The 20,320-nt window shown below is 47.4% G+C and carries 13 protein-coding genes; 11 read left to right on the top strand and 2 right to left on the bottom strand.

The window, feature by feature from the left end; all coding sequences use genetic code 11:
- Window positions 1-95 precede the first annotated feature (95 nt).
- The 10 genes from SD10_RS21010 (at window position 96) to SD10_RS20965 (ending at window position 17,922) form a co-directional block, all read left to right on the top strand.
- A complete protein-coding gene (locus tag SD10_RS21010; protein ID WP_046576496.1) occupies window positions 96-2,663 on the top strand; it encodes a Kelch repeat-containing protein in 2,568 nt (855 codons plus the stop codon).
- 332 nt (window positions 2,664-2,995) lie between these two features.
- Window positions 2,996-3,586, top strand: coding sequence for an RNA polymerase sigma-70 factor (locus tag SD10_RS21005; RefSeq protein WP_046576495.1), 591 nt, complete (start codon window positions 2,996-2,998; stop codon window positions 3,584-3,586).
- Between the two features lie 128 nt (window positions 3,587-3,714).
- Entirely contained in the window at window positions 3,715-4,956 is a 1,242-nt protein-coding gene (locus SD10_RS21000) for a FecR domain-containing protein (RefSeq protein ID WP_046576494.1), read from the top strand.
- Window positions 4,957-5,193: 237 nt separating this feature from the next.
- The gene (locus SD10_RS20995) at window positions 5,194-8,625 is read left to right on the top strand and encodes a TonB-dependent receptor (RefSeq protein ID WP_227699038.1); all 3,432 of its coding nucleotides are present in this window, start codon (window positions 5,194-5,196) and stop codon (window positions 8,623-8,625) included.
- A 42-nt stretch (window positions 8,626-8,667) separates the two neighbouring features.
- Window positions 8,668-10,200, top strand: coding sequence for a RagB/SusD family nutrient uptake outer membrane protein (locus SD10_RS20990; protein ID WP_148562484.1), 1,533 nt, complete (start codon window positions 8,668-8,670; stop codon window positions 10,198-10,200).
- A 314-nt stretch (window positions 10,201-10,514) separates the two neighbouring features.
- Window positions 10,515-12,437, top strand: coding sequence for a hypothetical protein (locus SD10_RS28855; protein ID WP_158500582.1), 1,923 nt, complete (start codon window positions 10,515-10,517; stop codon window positions 12,435-12,437).
- A gap of 244 nt (window positions 12,438-12,681) precedes the next feature.
- Window positions 12,682-14,862 carry an outer membrane protein assembly factor BamB family protein gene (locus SD10_RS20975; RefSeq protein WP_046576491.1) on the top strand — a complete coding sequence of 727 codons (2,181 nt, stop codon included), beginning with the start codon at window positions 12,682-12,684 and terminating at the stop codon, window positions 14,860-14,862.
- 125 nt (window positions 14,863-14,987) lie between these two features.
- A complete protein-coding gene (locus tag SD10_RS20970; RefSeq protein WP_046576490.1) occupies window positions 14,988-16,352 on the top strand; it encodes an enolase C-terminal domain-like protein in 1,365 nt (454 codons plus the stop codon).
- Window positions 16,353-16,431: 79 nt separating this feature from the next.
- Window positions 16,432-16,620: a hypothetical protein gene (locus SD10_RS29515; protein ID WP_148562483.1), complete on the top strand. Its 189-nt coding sequence runs from the start codon at window positions 16,432-16,434 to the stop codon at window positions 16,618-16,620.
- An 18-nt stretch (window positions 16,621-16,638) separates the two neighbouring features.
- Complete coding sequence (locus SD10_RS20965) at window positions 16,639-17,922, top strand: glycoside hydrolase family 71/99-like protein (RefSeq protein ID WP_082111655.1); 1,284 nt, start codon at window positions 16,639-16,641, stop codon at window positions 17,920-17,922.
- A 159-nt stretch (window positions 17,923-18,081) separates the two neighbouring features.
- Here SD10_RS20965 and SD10_RS20960 read toward each other — a convergent pair whose 3' ends face one another.
- Both SD10_RS20960 and SD10_RS20955 read right to left on the bottom strand, forming a co-directional pair.
- Window positions 18,082-18,672 (bottom strand): HD domain-containing protein, encoded by a 591-nt coding sequence (locus SD10_RS20960; protein ID WP_046576488.1) that lies wholly within the window; start codon window positions 18,670-18,672, stop codon window positions 18,082-18,084.
- Between the two features lie 329 nt (window positions 18,673-19,001).
- Window positions 19,002-19,622: a class I SAM-dependent methyltransferase gene (locus SD10_RS20955; protein WP_046576487.1), complete on the bottom strand. Its 621-nt coding sequence runs from the start codon at window positions 19,620-19,622 to the stop codon at window positions 19,002-19,004.
- Window positions 19,623-19,816: 194 nt separating this feature from the next.
- On the opposite strand from SD10_RS20955, the gene SD10_RS20950 reads away from it, so the two are divergent.
- Window positions 19,817-20,167: a DUF2200 domain-containing protein gene (locus SD10_RS20950; protein WP_046576486.1), complete on the top strand. Its 351-nt coding sequence runs from the start codon at window positions 19,817-19,819 to the stop codon at window positions 20,165-20,167.
- Window positions 20,168-20,320: the final 153 nt, after the last annotated feature.

Raw genomic sequence — 20,320 nt, 5'->3', positions numbered from 1 at the left:
CCAGACGCTAAAGAATAAATAAGAACAGCCGAAAAACCTTGTCGATCCATCGATCCATATACCGTCGATTCGTACGCACACTCATTTATTGCGTAATGGCGTGGCTGGTAACCTCGCCCGCCCTCTATGCGCAAACGTATGGATTACGGTTTGTGGGACATGAGCAAATTCAGGATAAACGCACCTCCCTAGCTCTTACCCCTGATCATCCGTTATGCCTTACCGGTAATGTCGAGCTTTCGTTTGACATTACACTTGTCCCTAATTACCAGACATACTTCGGCTATGTTTTCAGAGTTATTCAGGAGGACAAGCGGAACCTCGACCTCTTGTACGATCAGAAGTCCAGGAGTTTCAAAATGATTATTGGTGATCGTCTGGCCCAATCGTTTATCCGCATTGATTCGGCCCAATTGTTTAGTCATTGGAATCACTTTACCATCAAATGGAATCTAAGCCAGCGCTCGCTCCATGTCTTTGTCAATAACAGGCTGGTTATCCGAGATACTATCGCTTTTCAAGAGACAGGCTGTTTTAAGCTGTTTTTTGGCAGTAATGAGTTTGGGCAATTCAAATCGAAGGACCTGCCCCCCATGAGCATTAAAGACATTGAACTGAAAGAGAATGGCCAGCGAGAACATTTCTGGCCATTACGGGAAGTGAACGGCATAACCACCAGAGATGAAGTTGATGGCCAACTAGCTACTCTTAAAAATCCAGTGTGGATTAAATCGTTGTATACTGAGTGGAAAAAGACGGACCAGTTCACCCTAAAAGGCTATGCGAATGTTGCTTTTGATCCCATTACCGAAACCGTTTATGTGATTGCTGCCGATAAGTTATATCAGTACGCCGTCCGGACACAGCAGGCCACTATAAAGCAACATAAAAACCCTCCACATAATCTGTTTCAGGGTAGTCAGACTATTTATAATCCGTTTACGGGCAGACTCTATTGCTTTTTCGTTGACCAAAAGTCCGTATATAGTTGTAACCCGTCCAGTAGCGACTGGATGGCAGAGTCTGTTACGCCAAACGCAGTTGAGGTAACCGAATACTGGCACGCCAATAAATTCATTTCCCGAGCCGATTCATCATTGTACATTTTAGGCGGCTATGGCCAGTTAACCTACAAAAACAGTATTCTGCGCTACCATTTTGCCACCAGAACCTGGGATACACTCGATGGAAACGGTGCTGCCTATACACCACGCTATCTAGCTGCCTTAGGCACAACTTCTTCGAGCGATACAGCTTATATGATAGGGGGCTACGGGAGTCTGACGGGAGAGCAGATGCTCAATCCTAAAAACTCGTATGATTTACTGGAATATCTGGTCAGGGAAAATACGTTTCGAAAGATCTATGCGCTAAACGTCCCGAAAGTAGATTTTGCCTTTGCAAATTCGCTGATGATTGATGTAAAATCAAACCAGTATTACGGGCTTATCTTTCCCAATCAGCAGTTTAAGGCGGAGCTGCAATTGATTCGTGGATCGTTGGCCAAGCCATCGTATGAAGTGCTGGGCAATCCTATACCTTACTCGTTTCATGACATACACTCATACGCTGACCTTTACTACTGCCCAATTAGCCAAAAACTAACAGCCGTTACTTTATATCAGAACGAGGCTACAGGCACAACTGACGTAAAGTTGTATTCGATTTCATTCCCTCCCAATGCCCTAACCGTTTCGGTAAATAAGGAAGGGCAAGAAACGATTTCGTATTGGTGGTTTGCTTCCGTTGCCCTCGTAGTGGGAGGAGCTGTTGTCCTGTATATTCGCCAACGGCGCCAATTGATACGCAAGCCGCAAAGGTCGGCGTCAGTTCCTGATCCACAACAGGCTCTAGTAACGGATGAGCAGTCACCACCAACTTCATTGATAACGCCGGAAACCACACCAACTCGTTTTGGCCTGGTAAACGAACCCGTGTTGATATCAAGTATTTTCTTTTTTGGCAATTTTCAGGTGCTGGATCACTCGGGTATAGACATAACAAAGTCCTTCACTCCCTTGCTGAAAGAGCTATTTTTACTCTTATCGCTCAACAGCATTGGTAAGCAACAGGGAGTAGCCTCCGAAAAATTAAATGAAATCCTCTGGCCTGATAAGTCGGGTCGGGAAGCCAGTAATAATCGTTCTGTCAACATTACGAAACTGCGAAATCTGTTGGAAAAGGTAGCGTTTTGTTCGCTTTCCAAGGAATCAGGCTACTGGAAAATAGACTTCGATTTTAGCCAGCAGTTATACGTTGATTATGAGCAGTATATGACCATTATTAATGACGAGACTGTTCTAACGAAACAGACTATCAGTGAGTTAGGCGAGATTACAAAACGAGGTCCTTTTCTGCAAAATACGGAGTATCACTGGTTGGACGATTTCAGAGCCGATATTTCCAATAAGATTATCAATACGTTTCTAAAGTATGCCAATACACTCCTGATCAGCGAAAATCCGGAGCATTTAATCCAGATCACAAATTTCATTTTCGATTATGATCCGGTCAACGAAGACGCTATCATTCTTAAATGCAAAGCGCTGTCGTTGATGGGGAAACACACCCTGGCAAAGAATACATTCGAACGGTTTATCCGGGATTATAAAGCCATCTACGGTGAAGAATACGAACAGACGTTTTCGGCCATCATCGACTAACTCACAGAAGCGTGTCAGTCATACGCCATTCGGTATACTATTCTGCATACTATTAAGACACTTTAACGAGTCAATTTTCATAATTAAGGTTTTATTAAGAGTTTATTAAGGTAATCAGCCGTATTTAGTGCCGGATTAATCCAGAAAAATAATGGATTTTTTAAATTAACAATGAAGAACTGGTGAATAGCCATTGATCTCATCCCAGCGAATAAAATGGCTACGAACTGCTTTTGCCGCACGGAGACTGATTTAAATCAGAATTTTTTAGCGCGTAGCAGCAAGTATTAAACCGGCGATTCTGCTTTTTTATACGTAAAATTCACCGTGCTATGGGTGTACTAAAGCAACTGACCTCAACGAAAAAAAATCCAGTGGCGGCTTCCGAGTCACTGGAGTTAGAACCTCTTTTTAAAGAATTCTATGATCGACTTGTGTACTTTTCTGTACAGATAATACGGGATCAGGTGCAGGCGCAGGACATTACACAGGATGCCTTTATAAAATATTGGCAGGAGCGAGAAGCTATATTCCCTAATAAAGTGGCTATCAAGAATTACCTCTATAGTACTGTACGGAATGCCAGCCTGAACGTAATCAGGCATAATAAAGTAGTTGATGACTATCAGGAGCAGCATGGATTCTTGGAAGCGGAAGAATTGACCATTATGGATGCCATTATTTCTTCTGAAGTAATGGCTGAACTTCATTCGGCTATTGAAGCACTGCCCGCCAATTACCGCACCATCTCTGAGATGAGTTATCTGGAGGGGAAAAAGAACCAGGAGATTGCCGATGAACTGAACATGTCGATCAATACGGTCAAAAAGCAAAAGCAGCGAGCGCTCGAGTTGTTAAGGTTGCGCCTTTCGCCAGAATTATTCGCTGTTCTACTCACCCTTGGGGCTGCTCAGTTGGTATAGTTCGCTGAAAAGCGATTCAGTAGGCGGCAACTTTGCTGCCCTTGTTCTGACATAAAAAATAGATTAAATTTTATATTCACTTTATCCTATTCTCTGGCTTGCGTGTCTCTATGGAGTAAAGCAATGCCATGGAAAATTATAGTCGTTATTTTAAACAGGGCGATCTGATTGCTAAATACCTCAAAGGCGAACTCAGTGATCAGGAACGAGAAGAACTTGACGCCTGGATCGCCCAAAGCGATCATAATCAGGCTTTGTTCGCCCGACTGACTCAGAAATCGGCTGTTGCTGGTGAACTGGAAAAATTCGGCTCGTCTGACAAAGCAGAGGCCTGGCAGAGAATAATAGCCGAAACAGAATACAACGCGACCAATCGCCAATCGTATATAGGTATACGTTTAGTGCCTTACGTAGCAGCAGCTGTCGTATTACTTATCGTTGGGGTGTTACGCTACCCATTTAACCGCCAATCGCAGCCCACTAATCCGGTTGCTCAACAACCCATCGATTTTGCTCCCGGTAGCAATAAGGCCGTTCTGACGTTGGCAGATGCGTCAAAAATAATACTGGATGATGTGGCAGATGGCCAGATTGCCAGACAAGCTGACGTTATCATTACGAAAACGGCTGATGGGCAATTATTGTACGGAGAAAGCTCAGCAACGGCTTCGGCCAAATTATCCAACACACAACCCAGCTATAACACCATCACGACTCCTCGGGGTGGCAAGTTCCGGATTGTCCTGCCTGATGGAAGCAGAGTCTGGCTCAATGCGGCTTCATCACTGAAATATCCAACAAAGTTCATGGGTAATGAGCGAGTGGTGACGCTCACGGGCGAAGCTTATTTTGAAATAATACCGCAGAAAAACGCGCATAAGCAGGCTTTGCCTTTCCGGGTACGTTCAGCTAGCCAGGTTGTGGAAGTGTTGGGTACACATTTCAACATCAATAGCTACGCTGACGAAAGCAGTATAAAAACAACCCTGCTGGAAGGCAAAGTAAGGGTTATAAAAACGAGCCCGCATCAGGCAGAAAACTCAACTGAAGTTATTCTTAATCCTGGCGAACAGGCCCAGCTAACCGCCGATGCAAAGCGCAGGCTTAATCTGATCAGAAAAGTAGATCTGGAAGAAACGATAGCCTGGAAGAATGGACAGTTCCAGTTTAAAGATACTGACCTGCCTACAATCATGCGGCAGATTTCCCGCTGGTACGATGTTAAGGTTGATTTCCAGGGTAAGCTGCCAGACACAAAATTCAGAGGTAAGATTTCGAGGGATGTGCCGCTCTCCCAGATTTTTCAAATTCTCCAGTTAAGTGGTATCAACTTTATAATAGAAGGAAAAAAAATAACCGTTAAATCCTGATCGACAACCGCTAAACCGGGCAAGGCTCGGAATAGCCACAGGGTATCTCATAAAAAAGCCGGAACGTGTTGCGAGCACTTCCGGCCAAAGGTGGGATTTCTCTGTCAAGAAACAGAAAAGCAAACCTGTTGACGTACAAGTTTTTACTAATCCCAAAACCAGTATAAAAGTATGAATTATTCTACTTTTTACCTACGGCTGTGGCAATATGAACCATGGGCACAGCTTAGGCAGCGAATGACTTCCCGACTAATTCCTATGAGTCGGGATACGAAACGGAAATGGATTATGCGGCTCAATTTTATCAGCATATTCATATTGGTCGCCTGTCTGCACATGTACGCAGCCGGTTATAGCCAGTTGATTTCAATTAATGAACGGAATGCACCGCTTGAAAAGGTACTGGATAAACTGGAAAAGCAAAGTGGCTATTCCTTCTTCCTGCAAACGAATTTGCTGGCCAGTAGCAGACGGGTTACGATTCGCCTGAAAAACACGCCGTTAGAGACAGTATTAGACGAAGTGTTTAAAAACCAGCCACTAAGCTATTCCATTGTCAGCAAAACCATTGTTATCAAAAAGAAGGAAGATGCCACCAGCCATAAACCCGTTGGTGAGCTGCATTCGCTCTTTCCCGATACTAAAGGCGGGCTAAACCTGGAGGCCAGTGCTGAATTTGAGCGGAAGACACTCACCCAACTGGTTGACCGCGTGCAGTCTATCAGGCACGTGTTCATTCCGATAACTGGTAAAGTCACAGACGAAAAAGGCGAAGCGTTACCCGGTGTGAGTATCGTGGTAAAGGGCACCCAGCGTGGAACCACAACCGATCCAAACGGGCAATTCCAGCTTGAGGTCCCCGATAAATCGACTACATTGGTTTTCAGCTTTGTCGGGTATGAAACGCAGGAAGTTAAACCGGGCGATCAGGCAACGTTAACGGTAACGCTAAAGGTCAGTGAGCGTGGTTTACAGGAGATTGTGGTAGTTGGTTACGGAGAACAACGCAAAAGCGATGTGACGGGCGCTACCAGTACCGTATCGGCGAAAGAAATTGCCAAGCGACCCCTGGTACGGGTCGAACAGGCCTTACAAGGTACCACATCCGGGGTTGTTGTTGCCAGCAGCAGTGGACAACCAGGCCGTGGATTAAGTGTACGTATTCGGGGCGCAAATTCCATAACGGGTTCAAATGATCCTTTGTATGTTATCGATGGGTTTATCGGTGGCAATATTGAGTCGCTCAACCCAAATGATATCGAATCGTTGGAAATTCTGAAGGACGCTTCGGCAACGGCCATTTACGGATCCAGGGGGTCAAATGGCGTCGTGCTCATCACAACAAAATCGGGTCAGGAAGGCAAAGCCAGAATTAACGTCAGCACGTGGGTCAGCAAAGCGATGATGCCTCGGGAACTCTCGTTGATGAACGCCTATGATTTTGCGCGTACGGTCAATACGCAGTTTGCCTCGACGGGCAACCCGCCCGCTTTTTCGGACGATCGGCTACAGCAACTGAAAGCCAATGGCGGTACCGACTGGCAGCGTGAACTGCATCAGGAGCCGCTTGTTCAGAACTACCAGATTGATTTATCTGGAGGGTCGTCGGCGGTTCGGTATCTGATCTCCGCCAATTACCTTGACCAGCCCGGTTTAATCCTCAATCAGTATTACAAACGGGCAACCTTTCGGGCAAACATCGACGCCAAGGTTAATGAAAAGATCAACCTGAAATTTAACGTAGCGGCTGTGGTGCCACAGAATCGTAATACAAACTATTCAGGCGACCTGACCGATCCGTTCACGCAGGCAACCGAATGGGACCCGACCTCACCCGTACGGGATCCCGCAACGGGTGCACTCGTATACACAGCGCCTTATGCGTCGATTCAGTATAGCCCTGTAGCTCGCGCACTCGGCCAGTTCGACGAAGGTCGGAATACAAACATTGCGGGAACAGGTATTCTGACGTACCAGATTTTGAAAGGGCTTACCTTCACAACGAATACGACCTATCAAATCTCGTCGCCGTTTAACCAGACGCTTTTTGGGCCGGGTACGGGCAATGGGGTGTTGTATGCGCAGGTCAATTCGTCAAGAAACTGGAATTTTCAGAACAGTAACTTCCTGACGTACAGAGGTGATTTTGGCGACCATGCCGTTACCGTAACGGCACTGTATGAACAGCAGCAGGGACAGGGTATGTCGGCAAACGCTCGGGCGAACAACCTATCTACGTATTCGCTGGGCTACTACAACCTAAGCCTGGGCGGAACGCAGTTTACGTCATCCGGTTACTCCGCCGACGCCCTGCAATCCTATATGGGCCGGGTCAACTATGCTTATAAAGAAAAGTATTTGCTCACCGCCAGCGTTCGTGTCGATGGCTCGTCGCACTTGACCGAGAAGTACAGTACCTTCCCGTCTCTGGCTCTAGCCTGGAACCTGTCGAAAGAGAGCTTCCTGCAAAACTCAAAATTATTTTCGGACCTGAAAATCAGAACCAGTTACGGGCAAACAGGAAATCAGGCTGTAGGGGCGTATGCTACCATTGCCCAGATCACCACGGGTGGAGGCCAGCCAGCTTACTACTTCGATGGCTCTACCCCCAGCGTGGCGACCCCACTTGGTGCACCGGTATCCAATAGCCTCAAATGGGAAACCACAACGCAGTATGATGCAGGTATCGACGCGTCGTTTCTGAACGGACGCTTACGGTTTACCGCCGATGCCTACTTGAAAAATATCAGCAATCTCCTCTACAGTTATCAGGCACCTTTCTATTTAGGTGGTGGCGATTACCTCCGCAACATTGGCAGTGTCGAAAACAAAGGCCTTGAGTTTTCGCTGAGCGGCACACCAGTTGCCACCGGGAAACTACGCTGGACCAGTAATTTTAACATCTCTTTCAACCGCAATAAGGTGACGAGTTTGGGGGGCCTTGACAACGTAATTGTAAACGGCGTTGGGTCAGCGCTGAACAGTGCATCTATTCTGCGGGTAGGTCGACCATTAGGCGAGTTTTACGGCTATCAGTTCCTGGGAACCTGGAAAACAAGCGAAGCCGATCAGGCATCCCAATTCGGAATGAAACCAGGTGACGCTAAATACGTGGATGTCGATGGCGATCATGCTTACACAGCAGCCGACAGAGTCGCGATCGGAAATGGGACGCCTGCTTACTCATTCGGTTTTATCAATGACGTCAGTTACGGCAATTTTACCCTCAGCTTTATGTTTCAGGGAACGCACGGCAATCAGATTTACTCACAGACACTGGCGTATTTGTGGGGGGGCTTAGGTGATCAGCGAAACGCGACAACCACAGAAGCGCTGAACATCTGGACGGCCCAAAACCAAACGGATAACCCGGCTTTCAGCAGTACCAGCAAGAACTTCAACAACAGCAGCCGCTATGTGTACGACGGCAGCTATACGAAGCTGAAAAACCTCTCGCTTACCTATCGGATACCCGATAATCTGCTGAAAAAGGCAAAAGTACGCAACCTTGAGGTGTACGTGAGTGGTCAGAACCTATTTATGATCACGAAATATCCGGGCTATGATCCAGAAGTTTCAAACGGAACAAACGCCATTACCCAAGGGCTGGAAATGGGCGTCATTCCCAATCCCAAAACCTATACAATTGGGTTCCGCCTTGGCTTGTAAGTGCTGTATGTACGATTAAAATTTCAATCAGAAGACAAAATCATGAACACCAACTATTCTTTATACCTTGTCTTTCTTGCCTTGATTTTGGTTAGCGGCTGTCAGAGTCTGGTGGAAGACCCCAAAGGCAGTTTGACACCCGGAACCTATTTCAAAACGCAGTCGGATCTGGATGCATCCGTATCGGCTATTTACATCCAGTTTGCGCGGGATGGCGCCTGGGGTTTTACCAACCGAAGCACGTCATATTTTGGTTCAGATGATTTTACAACCGATCCTGGCCTGAATAAAGAAGATTTTCGCCTGTTTGACCGCCTGAGTGGTGGCAGTGGTAACCTGAGTCTGGTTGCCCAATGGCAAGGTCCCTGGCAGGGGATTTATCAGGCCAACAACGTAATTGCCAATTACACAAAGGTAAATTCTACCGATGTTCAGAAAAACCAGGCCGCTGGTCAGGCTTATTTCCTGCGGGCCCTGGGGTATTATTACCTGGTACGCACGTTCGGCCCTGTCCCCATTATTCTGACCCAGATCGATGTAAACGACAGGCCCCCGCGGGATCCGGTTGATAAGGTCTACGCGGCTATAATCAGCGATTTACAGAAAGCGAAGGAATTGCTGCCCATTTCCTTCCCAAATCAACCGGGCAGAGCAAACCAAATGGCCGCTCGCTCGCTTCTGGCCGATGTATATCTGACCATGACGGGCTGGCCACTTAAGCAGGAGAGCAATTACAAACTGGCTGCTGACGAAGCTAACTCAGTTATTCAAGCGGCCGTCTACAACCTCAATACGCCTTACGCCAGTGTTTTCACCACCAACAATACCACCGAATCTATTTTTGGTTTACAGTATAATGTGAGCGGTGGGCTTCCCCTGCGTAGTTCAGGTTCATCGTCGGTGCCCCTCGACGAAGTCGCTACGAACGGTTCGAGTGGCTGGGACGATTATTATCCGGAAATCAACTTCTACAAAAATGCTCCCAAATGCCCCCGGACGGATGCTACGTTTTACACAACGATCAAGCTACGTCAACCGGATGGGAAGACGTTTAAGCTGGTTCCCTGGGATTCGCCCGAAACGCATGCTGGCCATCCCTATTACAAGAAGTTCCGGGCTGGCTTAAATGGGGATGGGGTTTCAGAAACGGAGACGACCATCGAGTCCATCAACCCCAGTACCAACAAAGTGTACGATATCATCCGCTATCCGCAGGTTCTGTTGATCTATGCCGAAGCGTCAGCGATGGCTGCTGGTGGTCCGACAGCGGCAAGCTATAGTGCCATAAATCAGGTGCGAAAACGGGCGGGCTTGCCTGATCTGACGCCTGGCCTTTCGGCAACTGCTTTTCGGGATGCGGTCGTATATGAACGGGCGTATGAATTTGCGGGCGAGTTTGGTGTACGATGGTTTGATATTGTTCGATTACAGCTATTGCCTCAGATTGTAGCCGCCAGAAGTTCAGCTGAAAATCCAATTCCAGCGAACACAAATTTTGCCCAGAAATATTTAGCGCCTATCCCTGTGAACGAAATGGCCAGAAATCCGACTTGGGCGCAAAATGATGGATACTAATATTGATTTCCAGGGGTGATCACGGCAAAATTGTATACGCCGTGATCACCCCTGATAGGTTCTTCTTTATGATAAGTTGGATTAGAACGCATAGTAGAATTTCTGCTATGCGTTCTAAAAATTAGAAATGCTTTTCGAGGAAATATAGACCGCTCTTTATTACGTTAATAATGAATACGACTAAGGACTATACGTCGCCGAAAAAGCAATCGTCAAAGCGGATTGTTCTGTTAAAAGTCTTGAGCGTTTTAGTCTCTTTTCTTTTATTAATTCTCGTTGAAATTTTACTGCGTCTCTTTGGATATGGTCATAACATGGATCTATTCGTTGAATGTCCAGATGATAAAGATTATTATGTATTAAATCCAGATGCATCCAGGAAATATTTTACGAATCAAAAAATCGCTACGCGAGGAAACGTTGAGCCCTTCAAAAAGAAGAAGGATAAGAATACAATGCGCATTTTTGTTCTGGGTGAATCCACGACAATCGGCTATCCTTATTTTCACAATGGGTCATTTCATCGCTGGCTCCAGTATCGGTTAACGCACACGTTTCCTGATCGAAATTTTGATGTCATCAACCTCTCGTTGACGGCCGTTAATTCGTATACAACCTACGGGTTTGCCCGTGAGCTAATCGATTATGAACCGGACGCGGTCCTGATTTATACGGGTCATAATGAATACTATGGTGCGCTTGGCGTTGGCTCGACTGAACAGATAAGTGGCATACCTCAGCTCGTCGACCTGATACTTTACCTACGCCAATTCCGGCTCGTGCAGTTACTGACGAATGGGTACGAAACCATACGGCGTAGCATCGGTGGTGAGGAGCCGAGTGCGGGCGGCACGAGAATGAAACTGATGGTGGCTGATCAGCAAATTCCCTATCAGTCAATGCTATACAAACAGGGAGTAGAACAGTTCCGCCGGAACATGGACCGGACTCTTCAACTGCTTGCAAAGCGTGCCATTCCTGTCTTCGTCAGCAACCTGGTCAGCAACGAAAAGGATCTGAAACCATTCGTAAGCTTTCCTGCTGAAACAGGCAACTTATTGCCGTTCAATAAGACGTACAACCTTGGCTTAACAGCACTTACCAGGGGCAATCTGCCGCTTGCTTACTCGTATTTCAACGCGGCCAATCGGTTGGATAGTAGCCATGCGCTGTGTACATATTATCTGGGACGAACCGCTTATTTGCAGGGTAACCTGGGGCAGGCAAAACGGTATTTTTCCAGAGCGAAGGATCTGGATGGCCTGCGATTTAGAGCCCCCGACGTTTTGAATACCATTATCCGCCAGCTATGCCAGCAGTACAAAAATACCCATTTCGTAGACACCAAAGCTCTTTTTGAAAGCCATTCAGTTAATTCGATTATTGGTGATGAATTGATTCTGGAGCATGTTCATCCTGATCTGAAAGGCTATGCGTTGTTATCAGATGCTTTTTACAATGCGCTGAAACAGGCAAAACTCATTACACTACAGGACGGACAGGAGATGAGTTTGGCTCAGTTGCTTCGGGATATGCCTATTACCAAAGTAGATTCGCTGGCGGGCCTGTACAAGGTGGCTAATCTTAAGCGAAACTGGCCGTTCAATGAAGCCATGTCAGCTCAATCGTTTGCCGTTGAATCGGTGGAGGAAAAACTAGCTTATAGCCTGGTGAAGCAACAGCTGTCATGGAGCGATGCGCTGAGCGATTTGTATGATTTTTACATGCGCAGCCGCGCGTTGAGCAAGGCACGACAAGTAGTTGAAACACTCGTACTGGAATATTCAACGGACGTGCGTTATTACGAAAAGGCAGCCATGCTCAGTGGGGAATTAAACGATCGGGAAACCGCTATTTTCTATTTTAAAAAAGCATTTGCGCTAGCCCCGACATTTGATAAAGCCCGGCACCTTTTTGTCCTTTATCTCCAGCTTGATCGGCCCAGCGAAGCCCTGCCTTATCTGAATTATGCCAGTCAGAACAACCAGTCCCAATTTGATTTAGGTTCGGTAAAAGCAACGACTGAACAGATTATTTCTCTGAAACAACGCTACCTGATTGATTCTACCAATGTGTCGCTTTTGAATCAGATTGCCAACGCATATTATCGGATGGATAATGCAAAAGGGGCATCAAAATATATACAAAAAGTTTTAAGGATCGATGCTGCCAATAAGGAAGCGCTGTCTATGGTAGCGTATCTCAATTCCAATCGTTGGGAGGGCAGAACAAGGTAAAAAATAGGTTGACTTATTGGTAAAAAATTAACACCACAGATGCCAGTTCTTTATCCATTTTCGCCCTTCACGTGTCATTATGGAGAATGTAAATCTGGCCAGCAATACGCAGCCAGCTTAGTGCGAATTAAACAGTTGGTAGCGAGCTGATTTTCCTGAGACGCAAGCAGCATTTTTTTGCAATAGGCCGTTTAAGTACGATTCAGACTAATCTGCTATTCGACAGATACTAATATTGATTTCTATGATTCGATTGGACCGAAAGAGGGCCATCATTGGACTGGTAGCCGGTGGCGCTCTTGCTGCCAGTATGGTGACAGGCGAAGGCCCTTTATCGACGGGTAAGGACTGGCCCAATTATGGGGGAAATAAAGCCGGGAATCGCTACTCGCCACTGACCCAGATTAATACCCGGAACGTAGCAAACCTTCAGGTTGCCTGGATGTATGATGCCTCTGAAAAGCCCGATGCCAACGGACGTCGGCGCGATCGAGCTATTCAATGCCAGCCCATTGTAGTGGATGGGATTCTGTACGGTACGACGCCGGACCTGAACCTATTTGCCCTGAAGGCAGGTACTGGCGAGCAACTCTGGCGATTTGAACCCGCACGTGATGATCGACGCAATTCCAATCGTGGGGTTGTGTACTGGCAAAATGGGTCGGATAAGCGGATCTTGTATACCGTTGGCTCCAGCCTATATGCGGTTAATGCCGTGACGGGGGAGTCCATTTCCAGTTTCGGCACCAATGGCAAAGCGGATTTACACGAAGGCCTACAAACCAATCTGAATCATGATGTTAGTAAGCTGTCGGTAAATGCGACCTCACCGGGAATTGTGTACCACAACACATTTATCATCGGATCGAGTGTATCTGAGTCGGGCGATGCGGCTCCCGGGCACATACGGGCCTTCGATGTAGTTACGGGTAAACTGACCTGGGTGTTTCATACCATTCCACAGCCGGGTGAGTTCGGATACGACACCTGGCCGAAAGATGCCTACCAGAAAATAGGGGCAGTCAACAACTGGAGTGGCATGTCACTCGATGAAAAGCGGGGCGTCGTGTATTTCGGGACGGGTTCCCCTGCATCCGATTTCTACGGAGGAGATCGCCGGGGACAGAATCTGTTTGCCAATTGCATCATGGCTCTGGAAGCTGAAACGGGTAAACTCAGGTGGTATTACCAGACCATTCACCACGACCTTTGGGATCGGGACCATCCCTGCCCGCCGAATCTTATTACACTGAATCGCAACGGAAAGCGAGTGGACGCCCTTGTGCAGACCACAAAAGACGGCCTTGTTTATGTACTGGACCGGGATAAAGGGACCTCCTTGTTTCCGGTGGAGGAGCGCAAGGTTCCAGTCAATGGGCTGCCAGGCGAATCCCCCTGGCCGACGCAGAAATATCCACTCAAACCATTACCGCTAACCCGGCAGGTATACACGGAAAGGGACATTACCGATCGTTCGCCGGAAGCACATGCCTACGTGAAAGAGCGTTTTCTCCAGCTCAAAACAGAGAATAAGTTTGCTCCTCCGTCCGAAAAAGGCACGTTGCTTTTTGGGTACAGCGGTGGGGCCGAGTGGGGCGGCAATGCCATCGATCCGTCAGGCATCCTTTTCCAGAACGTCAACGAAGAACCCTGGGAATTGGTCATGACCAAACGGGCTGACCTGGCTCAGCGTAACACCCCCGTTACGGCGGGCAATGCCATCTATATCGCCAACTGTGCTGCCTGTCATGGGCAGGACCGACGAGGAAGTGGTGCTGAATTACCTTCCCTCATCGATATAGGTAAAAAGCGGTCGCCGGATGAAATAAAAGCCATTCTAAAAACCGGCAGCGGTCGAATGCCGTCGTTTGGGCATCTGTCGGAAAAAGATCGTGACGCCCTCATTAGTTTCCTGCTGAATACCGAAACGGGATCATCAAAGGTTGCCCTAACGTCAACCAGTACACCCGCTTCAGAGAATAGAGGAGGCTTTCCTTATGTTCCCACTTACGTCAGTAAAGTCTGGCAACGCTTTACGGATAAAGACGGCTACCCAGGTATCAAACCGCCCTGGGGGACATTGAACGCCATTGATCTTAATACCGGTGACTACCTCTGGCGAGTTCCGCTGGGCGAATACCCGGAACTGGCGAAAAAAGGCGTTCCTACTACCGGAACCGATAGCTACGGCGGGCCCTTGGCTACGGCTGGAGGACTGGTATTTATTGCTGGAACGAAAGATGAAAAAATTCGGGCGTTCGACAAAAAAACGGGTAAGGTCGTCTGGGAGTACCAGCTTCCGGCGGGTGGTTTTGCGACACCCATCAGCTACGAAGTAAATGGGCGGCAATACATCGTTATTGCCGCTGGTGGCGGCCGAGGGCAGAAAATTGGTGGAAACTACATCGCTTTTTCTCTAAAATAGTAATGCCAAACGCAGAACAGGGCAAGCCCATTACCTGGCAAATCCCCTATCAATACTATGTAAACGATCTGGCAAAATAATGCCTGAACGCACAGATTTTCAGCTCTTAAACCGACTACATTCATATGGCAAAGCCAGAAGTACAATCTGAAACGAACCGCCGAAACGCGCTCAAACTGCTGGGACTGGGCTCAACGGCAGGCCTATTTGGTCTTTTCGAAAGCCCTAACGCCCGGGCTGAACAATACGCGACGCCTACCTACGCCAAAGGCATGGCACCCGTAACCATCAAAAGTGTACGGGCTATTGCAACCGCGCCCGGAGGATCCAACCTCATCATTGTGAAAGTTGAAACGTCCGAACCAGGCCTGTACGGGTTAGGCTGCGCTACCTTCACCCAGCGAGCTCAACTGGTCATCCCCGCGGTTAATACCTATCTTAACGAGTTCTGCGTCGGGAAAGATGTCGACAATATCGAAGACATGTGGCAGTCGGCCTACGTAAGCTCTTACTGGCGCAATGGACCTGTTCTGAATAATGCCCTTTCTGGACTCGATCAGGCACTTTGGGACATCAAAGGCAAACGGGCGAACATGCCTGTCTATCAGCTCCTGGGTGGAAAAACCCGAATTGCCGTGGATACCTATACCCATGCCAGCGGTCCAACGCCCGAAGCCATTGCCGATAAAGTGCAGCAATTTATGGACATGGGATTCCGCCATGTACGGATTCAGCAAGGTGGTTATGGCGGGGTCGGTGCGATGAATGATCTCAAACCCGACTTCAAAACAGCTGGCTTTGGCCGGGAAACCGATGACTTTTCGGATCAACGGACGTATCTGAAACGAGTGCCCAAAATGTTCGATACAGTCCGTAAACGGTGTGGCGAAGAGGTACAATTGCTGCACGATATGCATGAATTGACCGAACCCATTGATGCCATCAACATGATCAAAAGTCTGGAGGACTACCGGCCTTTCTTTATCGAAGATCCCTTCTCACCGGAAAATATGAGCTGGTTCAAGCTGCTGCGCCAGACAACGACAGTACCAATTGCCATGGGTGAACTGTTTAACAACATCAACGAGTTCAAAGAGCCGATGGCTAATCACTTGTTCGATTTCATTCGGATTCATATTTCTCAGATTGGCGGTATAACACCGGCTATGAAGGTGGCTCGTTTGGGTGAGTGGTTTAATGTTCGCACGGCCTGGCATGGTCCTGGCGATACATCGCCCGTGGGTCATGCGGCCAATAATAGCATCGATATCGCTGTCTGGAACTTCGGTATTCAGGAATCGCAGATGTTTAATGACCGGGTGAAGGAGGTCTTTCCCGGCTGCCCCATCATCAAGAATGGGTATTATCAGGTCAGTGAGTCACCGGGGCTGGGAATTGACATCAATGAAAAGGAGGCCGCTAAATACCCGATCGGGACCAAGTCGCGCTGGACAGTTCGTAAAAACGACGGTACAATTTTGAAGCCGTAGCCGCCATAGAGAAGTTTCTATTCAACTTCTGCTGCATGGCCCTTCCGAACCTATCGATGGGCACACCTATCCCGACGTAATGCCTGCTATGGGTGCGAGCGACGACGAGTGGATTGCCTCCGTGTTGAGCTATATCCGCTACGAGTTTGTTCCCTCACCCAGGCCATCTGTGCGGTCGGATGAGGTCAAAGCCATACGGAAACAAACCGCCGGACATGAGAAAGCCTGGACGTTAGACGAATTGCAAACCAGACCGAGCGATCGATAAAACAGATACGTTACCTATATGCGAACAACTCTATTTCTATCCTTCACCATTTGGTTACTGAGTAGCCCTATCGGTAGAAGTCAGCCTGTCGAGGTTAAGTACGACGAAAAGTGGTGCCTTTATACCAGCTACAACGGGTTAGTGATGGCAGGCTATCAGGGTTGGTTTGCCGCTGAGGGCGATGCATCTGAACGGGGTTGGTACCATTATCAGAAGCGGGGCAAGTTTGAACCAGGTTACGCGTCAATTGACTTCTGGCCTGATGTGAAAGAGTATCCAATCACCTATAAAACGGCTTTTCAATTTGCTGACGGGACCCCAGCATCGCTCTATAGCCCTTATGATGAAAGTAGTGTCGATCTGCATTTCAAATGGATGAAAGAGTATGGCATTGATGGTGTTTTTATGCAGCGATTTCTGGCGGAAGTGAAATCAGAAAAAGGCAAACGGCATTTTAACAAAGTGCTGGCAAATGCGTTGAAAGCCTCCCGTAAATACAGCCGCGCCATCTGCATCATGTATGATCTGAGTGGCTCGACCTCCGCCGATATGGACTTGCTCATAAAGGATTGGGAGGAGGTGCAGCAGCTTTTTTCACTGTTTAGCAACAAAGAAAATCCGACCTATCTACGGCATAATGGCAAACCCTTGCTAGCCATTTGGGGCGTAGGCTTCAACGACGGCCGCCGGTATACAACGGCCGATATTCAGACCTTGCTGAACCGGGTCAAAGGTCCCACGAAAAAAACATCGATTTTGCTCGGCGTACCCTACTACTGGCGAACGATGACCAAAGATACCGAAGCGTCTGACTTGCTTCATCCGCTCATCAAAAGCGCCGATATCATTATGCCCTGGGCGGTGGGTCGCTATACTTCCGAAACATACGCCACGGTAGCGAGCAGCACCCTGACCGGCGACCTGGCCTGGTGTCAAACGGCTAAGGTAGATTACGTACCGCTGGTCTTTCCGGGATTTAGCTGGGGAAATCTCAAGAACAGCCGCAGTGTCTACAATCAGATTCCTCGTCTGGAGGGAGATTTCCTATGGAAGCAGGTAGCTGGTAGTAAAACAGCCGGTGCGCAGAGCCTCTATGTGGCCATGTTCGATGAAGTCGACGAGGGTACGGCCATTTTCAAAACCCGCAAAGAAGGCGACCTGCCCCTAAATGGTGAAGGAAAGTTCGTTGGTATCGAAGCCGGTCTGGATTCAGATTATTACCTCTGGCTCACCGGGCAGGCAGCACACTGGTTTCACGATAAAAAAGGCTACGGTACACAAAAACCTGTCCGTAAAAAATAAGTTATTCGGGACTACTGGAGGTTTGTCCTTTGTAGCGACCTACCTGGCCTGGCTATATTGTTGCCTTAAATGCTTTCAAAAAGAGATTGAACAGTCAACTGTGCCCTAAGTTTACTGACCAAAAGGGCGTGTAGCGAATTGTGTGTTCGGCCGACTAGTTTACTTTTTTAAGATTCCTTTTTCAACGCTGTCATCGATCAACTGCTCTGCGTAGTGCCAAATGGTTGTAGACCCCTGTTGAATGACTTGTTTCTTGGCATATACCTTTTCATAATTCACCCCGAACTCCTTCCAGGTACCTCCCTCATTCGACGTGTTCTGCAGCAAGGGTTCCAATCGGTCCATGGCCCGGGCAAACTTTGCTTCATCAGTTTGATGCTCTTCAAATTCTTCCCAGATCGCGATCAGCTCAGCAGCTTGATCATCAGGCAATAACCCAAAGATCCGTTTGGCAGCCTTTCGTTCTTCTTCGGTGTTGTCGTGGCTTTTTTGATGGTCATAGATGAAGGTGTCACCCGCGTCAATTTCGACAATATCATGAATTAGCAGCATCTTGATAACCTTGAGCAGATCAACCTGAACATTTGCGTGTCCGACTAAAATAAGGGCCATCAAAGCCAGATGCCAACTGTGCTCAGCATCATTCTCGTTTCGGTTACTATTGAACAGTTTGGTCTTACGAAGGATATATTTGAGTTTATCCACTTCTTTTATAAACTCAATTTGCCTTGAGAGATTCGTCGATTCCATTTTGTAGTTTATGGCTTTTCGACAAAGTTGACAAAACTTTTTGAAGACCGAGCTAAGCCAGCAGGATTCACCGTCAATGGTTCTGCCTGATGCAATGGGTTATCCATATGACTGGTTTTATGTATAGACATGTCAAGCTATGGTAACTGGTCAGGCCGCTGACTGCTTGGTGCGGAAGGATTTTTCGATTTAGCTTACGTAAAGCACCGAGCCATACGTTATTTAGTGCGATTGCTCATTACCTCACGAACATGCTTGCCCCTGGCTCGGTTAACTAGAGTAATCGCATATTACGTGTCCAATTTCATGTATCTGTAAGGCGGCTTCCCTCAGTCTTTGTACACGAAAACGGTGAAATCATCTGGCCAGTAGCCAACCTGGATTTGCACCGTTTTTGATAGGGTTCGACAAAAGTTGAGGATGTCATCGGGTTGGTAAGCTCTCAGTAGTGCGTTCGACTCAACTCCTCCACTTAACAAGTTAAACCCTAATGCGATACGGCACTTGGCAAACAGGGTCTCGATAGCGTTGTAAACAAAATTGTCATCACTATGCCCATAAGTAAGTGAACCGCTAGCCAACACAAAATCGGTCACGGGCATAGCTGGATCAAGAAAATCCCCTTGTATTAGTACGACATTGTTCTCGCGTTTGTATCGCTGGGTAGCTACCTGGAGCAATTCGGGTATTTGCTCACAACCATAATAGGTGATTGAAGAAAACCTTTTTTTTAAGAAGGGGAAAAGATCGGCGTGCCCACATCCGGCATCCATCACAGAGTGTCCGCTTAGATCACCTATTTGGCTTAACTTGTCAAAGCGCATCGACTGCCCTTCTATTTTCTGCCAGCCCAGCGCCCGGGTTGTACCAGCACCATGCCGTTCGATCAGCTTTTTATGAAAGTGGAAAATACCAGTCGTACCGAACAGATTTATAAGCTCTTTATTCATAGTAAATTACTTCATATTTTGCTGGTGTACCGCTGTATTTCTCCTTTATGGAAAACAAAGCTGAGCTCGCCATGGCGAGTAGTCAGTAACTAACTAATGAACTGGTGCAAGATAAGGCAGAAAGTAACGTGCGCTATTAAACTCCTTTTAAAAGACATCCCCTGTCAGCAGAAGTCATACTCATTAAAGCGAACATGGATTCCACCCGAATTTACCGAATGTCAGTTGCCGGAGTTTATCCGCATTATATCCAAAAAGCAGAGAAGAAAGGGCGCACAAAAGCCGAGGTCGATGCCATTATCTGTTGGCTGACGGGTTATGATCAACAAGCCTTGCAACAACATATTGACCATAAAACGGACTTCGAATCGTTTTTCGCCCAAGCACCACAACTTAATCCGAATGTGTCAAAAATTAAGGGTGTCATTTGTGGGCATCGCGTGGAGAAAATTGAAGACAGGTTGATGCAGAAGATTCGCTACCTGGATAAGCTGGTGGATGAATTAGCGAAAGGAAAAGCGATGGAGAAAATTTTACGCCCCTAAGCACAACGGCAGGTAGGCTGGCGGGATCTGAGAGAGTGCTCCATAACGTAGGGCATTTCATTGGGGAGACTGCCCTTTGCTTTTGGGTCTTCATTGATCTAGATCAATAGTTTTTATTAACATACCTCATCTGTTTACCGTGATGAGCAGTCG

This window comes from Spirosoma radiotolerans, from assembly GCF_000974425.1.
GTDB classification, from domain to species: Bacteria; Bacteroidota; Bacteroidia; order Cytophagales; family Spirosomataceae; genus Spirosoma; species Spirosoma radiotolerans.
Note: the sequence above shows the minus strand (reverse complement) of the source record. Positions and strands in the feature narration are given on the sequence as shown.

Coding starts and splice junctions, on each gene's coding strand:
- SD10_RS21010 (WP_046576496.1), top strand. CDS start 96: ATGGCGTGGCTGGTAACCTCGCCCGCCCTCTATGCGCAAACGTATGGA.
- SD10_RS21005 (WP_046576495.1), top strand. CDS start 2,996: ATGGGTGTACTAAAGCAACTGACCTCAACGAAAAAAAATCCAGTGGCG.
- SD10_RS21000 (WP_046576494.1), top strand. CDS start 3,715: ATGGAAAATTATAGTCGTTATTTTAAACAGGGCGATCTGATTGCTAAA.
- SD10_RS20995 (WP_227699038.1), top strand. CDS start 5,194: ATGACTTCCCGACTAATTCCTATGAGTCGGGATACGAAACGGAAATGG.
- SD10_RS20990 (WP_148562484.1), top strand. CDS start 8,668: ATGAACACCAACTATTCTTTATACCTTGTCTTTCTTGCCTTGATTTTG.
- SD10_RS28855 (WP_158500582.1), top strand. CDS start 10,515: ATGGATCTATTCGTTGAATGTCCAGATGATAAAGATTATTATGTATTA.
- SD10_RS20975 (WP_046576491.1), top strand. CDS start 12,682: ATGATTCGATTGGACCGAAAGAGGGCCATCATTGGACTGGTAGCCGGT.
- SD10_RS20970 (WP_046576490.1), top strand. CDS start 14,988: ATGGCAAAGCCAGAAGTACAATCTGAAACGAACCGCCGAAACGCGCTC.
- SD10_RS29515 (WP_148562483.1), top strand. CDS start 16,432: ATGCCTGCTATGGGTGCGAGCGACGACGAGTGGATTGCCTCCGTGTTG.
- SD10_RS20965 (WP_082111655.1), top strand. CDS start 16,639: ATGCGAACAACTCTATTTCTATCCTTCACCATTTGGTTACTGAGTAGC.
- SD10_RS20960 (WP_046576488.1), bottom strand. CDS start 18,672: ATGGAATCGACGAATCTCTCAAGGCAAATTGAGTTTATAAAAGAAGTG.
- SD10_RS20955 (WP_046576487.1), bottom strand. CDS start 19,622: ATGAATAAAGAGCTTATAAATCTGTTCGGTACGACTGGTATTTTCCAC.
- SD10_RS20950 (WP_046576486.1), top strand. CDS start 19,817: ATGGATTCCACCCGAATTTACCGAATGTCAGTTGCCGGAGTTTATCCG.